The sequence below is a fragment of the Aquiflexum sp. genome (assembly GCF_977115555.1).
Genome location: NZ_CDSBKL010000126.1, coordinates 1 through 10,367 on the forward strand (window position 1 = coordinate 1; position 10,367 = coordinate 10,367).

11 protein-coding genes are annotated in these 10,367 nt (G+C 40.7%); 9 read left to right on the forward strand and 2 right to left on the reverse strand.

Annotated elements, in window-relative coordinates; all coding sequences use genetic code 11:
- The 6 genes from ACZFYI_RS09465 to ACZFYI_RS09490 form a co-directional block, all read left to right on the forward strand.
- The coding region (locus ACZFYI_RS09465) for an RNA polymerase sigma factor (protein WP_462523882.1) at positions 1 to 321 on the forward strand (321 nt) is incomplete at its 5' end.
- Positions 322 to 325: 4 nt separating this feature from the next.
- A complete protein-coding gene (locus ACZFYI_RS09470) occupies positions 326 to 976 on the forward strand; it encodes a hypothetical protein (protein WP_462523883.1) in 651 nt (216 codons plus the stop codon).
- A 98-nt stretch (positions 977 to 1,074) separates the two neighbouring features.
- Complete coding sequence (locus ACZFYI_RS09475; protein WP_462523884.1) at positions 1,075 to 1,431, forward strand: bleomycin resistance protein; 357 nt, start codon at positions 1,075 to 1,077, stop codon at positions 1,429 to 1,431.
- A gap of 122 nt (positions 1,432 to 1,553) precedes the next feature.
- Positions 1,554 to 2,402 (forward strand): N-acetylmuramoyl-L-alanine amidase-like domain-containing protein, encoded by an 849-nt coding sequence (locus ACZFYI_RS09480; protein WP_462523885.1) that lies wholly within the window; start codon positions 1,554 to 1,556, stop codon positions 2,400 to 2,402.
- A 588-nt stretch (positions 2,403 to 2,990) separates the two neighbouring features.
- A complete protein-coding gene (locus ACZFYI_RS09485; RefSeq protein ID WP_462523886.1) occupies positions 2,991 to 4,124 on the forward strand; it encodes a collagen-like domain-containing protein in 1,134 nt (377 codons plus the stop codon).
- Between the two features lie 295 nt (positions 4,125 to 4,419).
- A complete protein-coding gene (locus ACZFYI_RS09490; RefSeq protein ID WP_462523887.1) occupies positions 4,420 to 5,310 on the forward strand; it encodes a hypothetical protein in 891 nt (296 codons plus the stop codon).
- A gap of 14 nt (positions 5,311 to 5,324) precedes the next feature.
- Here the strand turns inward: ACZFYI_RS09490 and ACZFYI_RS09495 are convergent, their stop codons facing one another.
- Together ACZFYI_RS09495 and ACZFYI_RS09500 are read right to left on the reverse strand one after the other, a co-directional pair.
- Entirely contained in the window at positions 5,325 to 6,206 is an 882-nt protein-coding gene (locus ACZFYI_RS09495) for a mechanosensitive ion channel family protein (RefSeq protein WP_462523888.1), read from the reverse strand.
- Between the two features lie 244 nt (positions 6,207 to 6,450).
- The gene (locus ACZFYI_RS09500; RefSeq protein ID WP_462523889.1) at positions 6,451 to 7,311 is read right to left on the reverse strand and encodes a serine hydrolase; all 861 of its coding nucleotides are present in this window, start codon (positions 7,309 to 7,311) and stop codon (positions 6,451 to 6,453) included.
- 65 nt (positions 7,312 to 7,376) lie between these two features.
- Here ACZFYI_RS09500 and ACZFYI_RS09505 point away from each other — a divergent pair, with 65 nt between their 5' ends.
- The 3 genes from ACZFYI_RS09505 (at position 7,377) to ACZFYI_RS09515 (ending at position 10,099) form a co-directional block, all read left to right on the forward strand.
- Positions 7,377 to 8,204 (forward strand): LytR/AlgR family response regulator transcription factor, encoded by an 828-nt coding sequence (locus ACZFYI_RS09505; protein WP_462523890.1) that lies wholly within the window; start codon positions 7,377 to 7,379, stop codon positions 8,202 to 8,204.
- 98 nt (positions 8,205 to 8,302) lie between these two features.
- Positions 8,303 to 8,923 carry a hypothetical protein gene (locus ACZFYI_RS09510; protein ID WP_462523891.1) on the forward strand — a complete coding sequence of 207 codons (621 nt, stop codon included), beginning with the start codon at positions 8,303 to 8,305 and terminating at the stop codon, positions 8,921 to 8,923.
- Between the two features lie 3 nt (positions 8,924 to 8,926).
- A complete protein-coding gene (locus ACZFYI_RS09515; RefSeq protein ID WP_462523892.1) occupies positions 8,927 to 10,099 on the forward strand; it encodes a serine hydrolase domain-containing protein in 1,173 nt (390 codons plus the stop codon).
- Positions 10,100 to 10,367 lie beyond the last annotated feature (268 nt).

Below are 10,367 nucleotides of genomic sequence, written 5' to 3' on the forward strand. Positions count from 1 at the left end.
TACCGAATTGCGCTGAATGTGTCCATTTCTTTTTACAGAAAAGAGAACCGAAGGGGAAAGATCAGTCAGCCATTTTCGGATGAAGTCATTTCACTGTCAGACAAAAATATCCCGGAAGAAAAGAATGAAGACCTTGAATTGCTTCAAAAATTTATCAAAGAACTTAAAGAAATCGACCGTGCAGTGATGCTGCTCTACCTCGAAGGAAACAGCCAACAGGAAATCGGAGACATCCTCGGACTCACAGTAGCAAATGTCTCGACCAAAGTCTCCCGCATCAAACAGAATTTAAAACAAAAATTTGCCGCATTGAACAAATAAAGTCATGGAAGAAAACCAACTCCTCGCCCTCTGGGAATCATACGACAAAAAGCTCTCAGAAAACCTTGTGCTCAACAGGCAGAATGCACAGGACATCACCAAAATCAAGGTAAAATCACTTCTTTCCGGCATGCAGCCGATGAAAATCTTTGCCATCCTACTTGGAATAATCTGGGTTGGACTGCTTGATATGATCGTCTTCAATATTTGGCCGGCAGCAAGCCCAATGTTTTTGATCTCCGTTGGTATCCATATTTTCCTTACCAAGTTGGCAATAGGGATTTATATATACCAGCTCGTGTTGATCAATTTGGTCGACATTAATGACCCCATCCTTCACACACAGGAAAAGATCGCCAAACTGAAATCGAGCACTATTTGGATCACAAGGTTGTTGTTTTTGCAACTGCCTGCCTGGTCGGTCTTTTTTTGGACAAAGGAAATGTTCCAAAATCTCAACTTCCTTCAAATTTCGATTCATGTAGGGGTTGCTTTGGGAATGTGCTACTTGGGAATCTGGCTTTTCAGAAATATCAGGTTCGAAAACCGGGATAAAAAGTGGTTCAGGCTATTGCTAGGGGGAATAGAATGGGATCCAATAATGAAGTCATTTGACCTCCTTCATCAAATCGATGAAGCCAAAAGGGAAGGTTGATAGGTGGATTTGATTTGCTATCAAAACTGAGTAATTTTAATCGCATAGTACCATCGATTCATTTCATATCTTCCACATCTAATTATTCTCCATCAGCCATGCTCACAGAAATCCATCCCAAACTTCCCATGCGTGACAAAACTATCACACGGGATTATTACATGAATAAATTAGGTTTTCAGGAATCTGGAAATTCTGATTATGATGGCTACCTGATGGTCAAAAAAGACAGGATTGAGATCCACTTTTTTGAATTCAAGGCTCTCGATCCTAAAGAAAATTATGGACAGGTTTACATCAGGACTGACGATATCGATGGATTTTATCAGTCCCTTTTGGACAAAAAAATCCCAATCCATCCAAATGGACATTTGCAGACCAAACCTTGGGGGCAAAGGGAATTTTCCCTTCTTGATCCAGATCATAATTTGCTGACTTTTGGGCAAGACATCTAGGTTAAAAAAAAGGGAGACTTGACCACCAATAAATCCATTATTCTGAAAGTCATTTTTCAAAAACAGCACTGCATTTATTAAAAAGCTGTACATTTTGAAAGTATTTCCTAATTTCTTATCCCATGAGACTGCTTTCCATCTTATTCCTTTTTATTTCTTTTTTGGCACAAGGACAAACAGTTTGTTCCTCCGAAAGCCGAGAACGACTTGAGGCAAGCTTGGCCGAGCTGTCACAAATGGATGTTTCAGGTAAATCGATGAATGACTTGACCATCGAAATCGGCACTTGGTTTTTGAATACACCCTATGTGGAGAAAACTCTGGATTTGCCGGGAGATGAAAAACTGGTGGTGAACCTGATTGGCTTGGATTGCACGACATTCCTGGAAACTGTGGTGACTTTGGCTAGAATAGCCAAAGAAGGAAACTTGAATTTTGAAGCCTATGGGCAGGAATTGGAAAAATTAAGGTACCGGGAAGGAATCAATCACGGCTATCCTTCGAGGTTGCATTATTTTTCAGACTGGATTTATCAGAATCAGGAGAAAGGAATTTTGAGGGATATCAGCAAAGAAATAGGAGGAACTGTGTACGAAAACAACCCATCCTTTATGACTTCCAACCCGAAATTTTATCCACAGCTGTCCAATCCGGAATATATCAATCAGCTAAAAGAAACAGAATCCGAAATAAAATCACGGAAGTATTACTATTTGCCAAAGACTGAAATAAGGGCTCACGAAGGCAAAATCAAGTCCGGAGATTTGATCGCGATCACTACTTCGATGACAAACTTGGATATTGTCCATGTTGGATTTGCGATCGAGAAAGATGGTCGGATACATTTACTCCATGCGAGTTCCAATTCCAAAAAGGTAGAGATTTCCGAAAAGCCTCTGAGTGACTACCTCATGGGAAACAAATCCCAATCAGGGATTATGGTGAGTCGGTTGGTGGAAATAGGAAATTAACTTTCAGCATCAAGGCAGGCTTTAATTTTTAAACTCCTGCAAATAGTTAATTAATAAGGAGCAAAAATACCGATTGTCCGGAGTGACGTAATTTGTTTATTTCTCATCATTTTGGTTGCAGACAAATGTCCTTTATTATTTGTTCTTAGGACATTGATTTGAAATACAAACATTTTATTTTTTGTGTTTTTTTGAATTGAAAATTTCCAAAGTTTCTAAGGAAGGAATTTGGAATTTGAATGACTTTTCCTTGCTTTTCCACCATTTTTTCTGAAAAAATCAAAACAATTCTGAAAAAACCCATTTTTCCATCCATTTCCATTTGAATTTTTTATTTGATATCTTACATTAATTGAAGTTTATAAATTTTTATTGCAACAAAATATATAATGGTTAAGGTGATAAGTCCCAAAAGCAAATGTGGGATAACCTTTTCAAGTTAACCGGTCATATAAAATAAAAAGGTGGACAAATCGCATTAGCCTCGCGAAAAATGTCTTTTAAAATTAAAGTGCCCCATGCCAAACATTGTTTGTGCTTGTCAATTCTAATCCATTTCCAATTAACCTCAACCAAAATAACACAATCATGAGATCGGTATTCAAGTTTTTCTTTTATTTATGGATCATTGGAACAGTTTTTAGCTGTATGAAAGATGAACCGCCCATAATGGGACCGCAGGGAATTCAGGGTGTAAAAGGGGATAAGGGAGATCCTGGTGAACAGGGTCCTGTTGGAGAAACCGGGCCTCAGGGAGAACAAGGACCTCAGGGAGAACAAGGGCCACAAGGTGAGCAAGGTGTCCAAGGTGAAGTTGGCCCTCAAGGTGAACAGGGACTTCAAGGCATCACAGGACCTGCAGGACCGCAGGGGCCACAAGGACCTGCAGGACCACAAGGACCACAAGGACCAACCGGGCCTCGGGGACCAATCGGTGCTACAGGGCCGAGTGGACCAATAGGAGAAACTGGGCCTCAGGGGCCAAAAGGTGATCCTGGAGTAACAGGACCCCAAGGGCCTCAGGGGATTCAAGGCGAAGCAGGACCACAAGGACCCCAAGGGCCTCAGGGGGTTCAAGGAGAAGCAGGACCACAAGGACCTCAGGGGATTCAAGGGGAAGCAGGGCCACAAGGACCTCAGGGTGAACAGGGTCCGACAGGACCTCAAGGACCAGTTGGCCCGACTGGACCGCAAGGCCCGACAGGGCCTCAGGGTCCACAAGGGGATCAAGGGGAACAAGGACCGCAAGGGGAACAAGGCGAGCAGGGAGATCAAGGACCCCAAGGAGAAACCGGCACTGCCAATGTGATCTATTCTGATTGGATTCCCTTTGATGAATCCGGATGGAGTGGAAACACCCTTTTTCTAACTCAAATCCGAAAAATATATACCATCGACGAAATCAGGATAACCCCACAAATTATCAACCAAGGAACCGTTATGGTTTATGTCAAATTTGACTTCTTCCCGGATATGGTTCAGCCTCTTCCTGTTTCACAACCCATTACACAAACCAAAAACCAAAGATTGATCCACTACCTTCAGTTAAACAAAATTCAAATTGCGATCTCCAACGAGGACAATACCTCACCAAGCCCAATAGGCGGAGATACTAGTTTCAGGTACGTGATCATCCCAGGTGGGACTCCATCAGGCAGGATGGCCCCTGTCAATGTAAAAGATTACAAAGCAGTAAAGGCGTATTACAATATTCCTGATTAAAAATACATATGTCCTTTCAAAACGATATCATTTATTTCTTTCGTACTGTAATCCTTTAACTTTAGTGGAGAAGATGTGAATTTCCAGGATAGCTATGTAATCAATTTAGGAAGCGATGAACTGAACCCGGCCGATGGATCATGACTGAATGAATTCAGGACAACCGAACTAGTGGACGCAGGCAACCTGAACTCTGAAGCCTGAATTTTCTCTTGAGGGAGATAAACAATTGAAATAGCCAAAACATCATTATGATTGGTTATTTTTAGGAATTCAGTGACCAAATTCAAATGCCATGAAAAATCAGTCCATTCTCTTTCTTCTATCTTTGATTTTTGTTGTTTCCTGTTCCAAGCCCCAGCGCCAGGACATCGATTTTGATCGTTGGGGAAAGTATTGGTTTCAAGGAAAAGCAGAAATCAGCAGTTTTGACCTGACGCAATACCGGTATGGAGAAGCAAGGGGAGGAGAAGCCGTGCTGATATTTGTAACAGAGGACTTTTCTAGAAAAAAGCAGGTCAAATTAGACAATCCTGAAGCAAGCTCCTCAGATAAAATCTCGGTGCTGAAAATGAACCAGACAAGAGATTTTGTGACAGGCATCTATCCCTACCACATGATGTTGTCGGCTTTCACCCCGACCAAAGAGCAAAGTCAGGGATTGAAATTTACTGCATCCTCACAGGAATGGTGTGGCCATACCTTCACCCAGCTCAATCTCAAAAGCAGTGACAGCTACAGCGGAAAGATTTTTTCCTACTTCGAAAAAGAAGGTGATGACACATTTACTTTCAGCGGAATGGCAGAAGATGACCTTTGGAATCTGATCCGCATCGATCCCAAGCAAATCCCAACAGGTAGTGTGCAGATGATGCCTTCCCTTTTTTATCAAAGGTTTACCCATCAGGAATTCAAAACAGAGGAGGCATTTATCCGGGTACTTGACATCAGCGACAACAGAAGCCAAATGGAATTGACCTATGCATCGGGAAGCAGGATGTTAAAAATTGACTTCGAAAAGGTATTCCCCTATCAAATCATGGCTTGGGAAGAAATCCAAACCAAATCCGATGGCACCAAAGAAATCAGTAAAGCCACACGAAAAGGTCTTAAAATCGTGGACTATTGGACCAAAAATAAGGTCGAAGATGAGTTTTTGAGGAAAGAATTGAACCTTAAAAACTAACCTCAGCGCCATTTTTAAATTTCCCTGTTTTTCTTGAAATATGTTTCCGGAAAATCCAGTGTACGGATTGGGAAAGGAATGTTGATGTTATTTTGATCAAAAACAGCTTTGATGGCAATAATAGCCACTGATTTTGCCATGGCAACCTGCAATGGAGATTTTCCATCAATCCAAAACCTTGTTTGAAAATCAATAGAACTATCTCCAAATTCTTTGTAGAAAAAGATCACCTCCTCCTCAGAATTAAATTCACTAAATGCTTGAGATATAGTTTGCTTTACTAACTTTTTTACAAGTTCAAGATTAGAGGAATAAGCTACACCACAATCAACGATGACCCTTGTTCTTGGAGTCGTTGAAAAATTCCGGATAGGATTTTCCAAAACCAATTTATTGGGAAGGTATACCAAATTATTATCCGGCTGTTTAATGGTCACCGTCCTAAGGTTGATATCCACCACCTCTCCTTCGTAGTCATTGCTTTGTATCCAATCTCCAAATTTTATTTGATCGATATAAGACAACACAATTCCGGAATAGGTATTGGAAAGTGCCCCCTGAAGCGCCAAGCCAATTGCCAAACCTGCAACACCTGCTCCTGCTAAAATGGTATTCAAGGTTTTATTTAGATCCAAAATCCCCAAAATCAGAAACATGCCAAAAAGTACCACCAAAACAGATACTAATTTTGAAATCAGGTGCTTCATTGAAACCTGAAGGCTGCTGTTTTTAAGCACCCTGAGAATAATCCGGCTAAGGTATTTGGACAAATAAATTACTATCACAAAAACCAAAAATGCAATAATGATATTTGGTAAACTCACTATTAAATCATTGATCCAGGAAACCAACCTATCCATCATTTTTTTCCAAGCACCTGAGAATTTAAATTCCATTTTATCCAATTTTAGTGAATGATATCTAGATGTAAATCTATTTCTTACATTTTCAATTTACTGAAATATTTAAGGGTTTTCCCTACTTTAATCAAATACAAAATAAACATGTCTTTTTAATTCCCTCAATCAATGACATCCCTTGAAAGAAAACTGTAAAAATGGTTTTCATTCCTGAGGTTAGTAAAGATAAAAAAACAAAATTTTCGCATTCTGTCAAAAGTGAAAGAATTACCATCAAAAATCAGTTTTCAAACCATTCCCACAAAACCTTCGAAATCCTTATTTGGAGCAACTGCGCTTCGTTGTCATCCTCCCATCTTTGGTCTTCATTGTTTTTGGTGGCGATATAAAAGACATAATCTCCTTTCGGAGCATTGACCATCACCAATTCGGAACGGGAGGCATTGACCATCCCCTGCTTGGAAGCGGTCTGAATTTGCGGAGGAATCGCCGAGAGCGCATATTCATCGTAATAAATTTTTGTCATCAACCTATACATCCTTTCCGAAGCAGCAGGACTGATGACTTTGCCCTGACGGATTTGGACAAGGAGATTAGCCATTTCTCTTGGGGTGGTCTGCCCCCAACCGTATTTTTTCCAGTCCTCTTCCCTTCCCGGAGTCCGGGAATTGACACGGGTATGTTCCAGTCCGATGCTTTCCATGATTTGGTTGATCCGCTCGCCTCCGCCTGCCAAAGCCTGACACCAAAGTGAGGTGGTATTGTCACTGTGAGAAATCATAAGCGACATCAACACACTCAATTCTGTTTCTGTACTGTCCTTAAAAAATTGCATCAGGCCTGAACCGCCATATTTGATCGAATCCCGATAGACCAATTTCTGATGGTATTCGAGTTCACCTTTTTCAATCTTATCCATCACGCCTACCAAAATCGGTACTTTGACAATACTTGCCGTCGGGAAAATGGTATCCGCATTGATAGCAGCTTCCTCTCCGGTTTTTAAATGGAGTACATATAGTCCCAGGTCACCATGAAAGCCTGCTGTTTCCTTTTCCAAAACCTGTTGCAGGGTTTGTTCTTGGGCAAAGGAAATAGGAGTTGCATAAAGAAAAACTGCAAGAAAGTAAAATAGGCGCATGGATTTTGGATATTTTTGAAAGGGAATTTATATGTCCATTCTCATAATTCAAAATCAACTTTTCCATGACCCAACCCACCCGACTTTCAAGGCGCAATTTTTACCATCCTGATCTTTGGGTTTTTCTGATAGCCATTCCTTTTATCAGCGCATTCAACTATTACCTCACCTACTCCAATATTCAGTTTGACAGTTTCCTGTTATTTAGGTTTTCTATTGATACATTTCAAGGTTATGCTGCCTGGCTTTTGGTTAGGTGGATTATCTTCTATCTTGATACCAAAATCCCTTTCCAACCCCTTTTCCTGAAAAGAATCTCCATTCAGGTAGTACTTACAATGGTGGCGGGTTTGGTTTTTTTGGCACTTAGTACTGAGTTACTGAGTATCCTCTTCAAAGGCGAGCCTGCTCCAATTCACTTTTACACCAAAGACTTGGTAATCATCAGCATCTGGTTTTTTGTCATCAATGGCTTTTATATCGGAATGTTTTTCTATAGGCAATGGGAAGATTCAGAAAATGAAAAACAAAGCTTAAAACCCGAATTGGATGGATTCCCAGTCCGTACCGGCAATCAACTTTTGCTTGTCAGGTATTCGGATATCGCCTTGTTTTTTGTAGAAGAGGATTATGTCCAACTGATTTCCAATTCAGGAAAAAATTATCTTTTGGATCTTTCTTTGGACAAAATAGAACAGAAGCTTTCACCGCTTGATTTTTTCAGGGTCAACAGACAATACATCGTCAGCAGGCTAATCGTGACGGGATTTAAAAGGCTGGAAAATGGAAAATTATTAGTACAGCTCAAAACTGCCATAAAATCACCCGAAGAACTCACTGTCAGCCGCACCAAAGCACCTGCATTTAAGCGTTGGTTTTTGCCGCAGGAATGACAGTTCGAGGCAAAAAAACCTACATTTCAGCATTTGAATCGGGAAATTTCAAGGCTTTAATCGCTATACACCATAGTTTTGAAAAAAATTCAACAGACATGAATACACGATTTTTACTGGCTAGTCTATGCCTGTTTTGGCTTCCGTTTAAGGGAATTGCCCAAGGCGACAAAGCCAAAGATTATCGGAATTTTCCGATTGTCATCACGATTCAGTTTCAGGCATTTGCCATGCCGTTCAAAGACTTCAAATCCAATTTTAAAAACGTTGGTATTGGTATCGGTACCGAGGTCAGCCACAGTTCTTACCATGACTGGGTTCAGAAATTTGACATCACCTGGTTTAGAAACAAAGCCATGGGAAGCGGATTGTTGTTTTCTTCACAGGTAGCTTGGCGGCCATATTTGGTTTCAAATTCCTTTACAGAAATCAAAGCCGGAGTAGGATACCACATCGCTTTCAGGCCAACGGAGTCTTTTATCCAAAAGGACGGATCATGGAAACCTGTCCAAAAACAAGGGAAAGGAATGTTGGCGATTCCTGTGGGCATTTCGATTGGTTATCACAACTACCAAAATGGAACCTTTGTATCCCCATTTGTCGGGTATCAAGTGATGTTTTTGAAAAATTATAACAAAAGCATACCTATAGTTCCTATGACTTTTGTACAGACCGGAGCAAGAATCCATCCGGTATACCCAGACATTATCCAAGATTAAGCCATGAAAAGAAATACAGTTATCCTTATTGCTTTAGGGTTATTTTTGGCAACCTTTTCGGTTTACGGTCAGAATTTCAATGTTTCCAAATGTGAAGAATCCGCCGAAAAAAGCCAAAATATCAAAGCGGAAGCATTACAGAAAGTATTGGATAAACTCACACTTGCCGGGGTTCCAGGCGTGGTAGGGGCCATTTTCGAAAAAGGAAATCTCTGGACGCTGTCAAGTGGCTACGCAAAAATCGAAGGGCAAATCCCAATTCAAGCCTGTCACCTAGTGTACACCCAAAGTATAGCAAAATCCTATATGGCGGTAGTCATCATGCAATTGGCGGAAGAGGGGAAAATAGACATCAATTCTAACATCACTGAATACCTGCCTTCGGAAATTACATCGATGTTGGTCGGTGCAGATGAAGTCACCGTAAAAATGCTCCTCAATCATACCTCAGGCCTTCCGGAATACAACTACCACCCCACCTATGTGACAAGGTTGCTCCAAAATCCAACCCGTATTTTTCAGCCAAAAGAATACATCAGCTACATCGAAGGAAAAGAATTGGATTTTGAACCCGGTAGCAGGTATTCATACAGGAATACAAATTATGTCCTATTGGCTTTGATTGCAGACCAAATCACAGGAAACCACGGGAAATATATGGAAGAGAATATTTTTGAAAGGTTGGGATTTAAAAACACTTTTTACAAAATAAAGCAGGGTGAAAGCTATGGTGACAGATTGGTCAATGGATATTGGGACAGGTACAGCAATGGAATTGTCGAGAATGCATCTGTTTTACAAAATACCAATGTAGCTTCTATGGTTGGAGACGATGGCATCATCACTACAGCAGAGGAGGCTATCCTATTTCTCAAAGGTTTGATGGAGGGAAAATTGGTTTCATCTGAAAGTTTGGAAATGATGAAAGAATGGGTTTTGGACAAAAATGGCGATCCTCAATACGGCTTGGGACTGGATTACACAACTTTCATGAGAGAACCTGCCATAGGACATAGCGGCGGAGGTTTGGGTTCAGGCAGCCAACTTTATTTCTTTCCAGAAAAAGGGATTTACATGTTTTTTGGTATCAACCTAGGCACCGTTACAGACAGTCCCACTCATAAAGATGCGGAAAAGATCTTGGAGGAGATTTACGGAGTGGTTTTGGGGAAGTGAAAAAGTGGTTAAAGGCAATTTGGTTTTTGATTGTAATGGTTGTCTGCTTAGCGTTGTCAGGTTATCGGGTTGTGGAGTTGGTGAGCCGTCATTCTGAGTGTAGCGAAGAATCTCAAATTTCTAAGGTTTGCTGTCATTCTTAGCATTCTGTATTGGAAAAATATAATTGAAAACAGTCCGATGAAAAACCGTCAGACTGCTTTCTTTTTATTAATTGTCAGACGGTTCAAAACCGTCGGACAATAGATTCATTTTCAAATTAAAGCAC

What these genes read in the sequence shown, in the direction of transcription:
- ACZFYI_RS09470 (WP_462523883.1), top strand. Translation starts at nt 326, where the DNA reads ATGGAAGAAAACCAACTCCTCGCCCTCTGGGAATCATACGACAAAAAG.
- ACZFYI_RS09475 (WP_462523884.1), top strand. Translation starts at nt 1,075, where the DNA reads ATGCTCACAGAAATCCATCCCAAACTTCCCATGCGTGACAAAACTATC.
- ACZFYI_RS09480 (WP_462523885.1), top strand. Translation starts at nt 1,554, where the DNA reads ATGAGACTGCTTTCCATCTTATTCCTTTTTATTTCTTTTTTGGCACAA.
- ACZFYI_RS09485 (WP_462523886.1), top strand. Translation starts at nt 2,991, where the DNA reads ATGAGATCGGTATTCAAGTTTTTCTTTTATTTATGGATCATTGGAACA.
- ACZFYI_RS09490 (WP_462523887.1), top strand. Translation starts at nt 4,420, where the DNA reads ATGAAAAATCAGTCCATTCTCTTTCTTCTATCTTTGATTTTTGTTGTT.
- ACZFYI_RS09495 (WP_462523888.1), bottom strand. Translation starts at nt 6,206, where the DNA reads ATGGAATTTAAATTCTCAGGTGCTTGGAAAAAAATGATGGATAGGTTG.
- ACZFYI_RS09500 (WP_462523889.1), bottom strand. Translation starts at nt 7,311, where the DNA reads ATGCGCCTATTTTACTTTCTTGCAGTTTTTCTTTATGCAACTCCTATT.
- ACZFYI_RS09505 (WP_462523890.1), top strand. Translation starts at nt 7,377, where the DNA reads ATGACCCAACCCACCCGACTTTCAAGGCGCAATTTTTACCATCCTGAT.
- ACZFYI_RS09510 (WP_462523891.1), top strand. Translation starts at nt 8,303, where the DNA reads ATGAATACACGATTTTTACTGGCTAGTCTATGCCTGTTTTGGCTTCCG.
- ACZFYI_RS09515 (WP_462523892.1), top strand. Translation starts at nt 8,927, where the DNA reads ATGAAAAGAAATACAGTTATCCTTATTGCTTTAGGGTTATTTTTGGCA.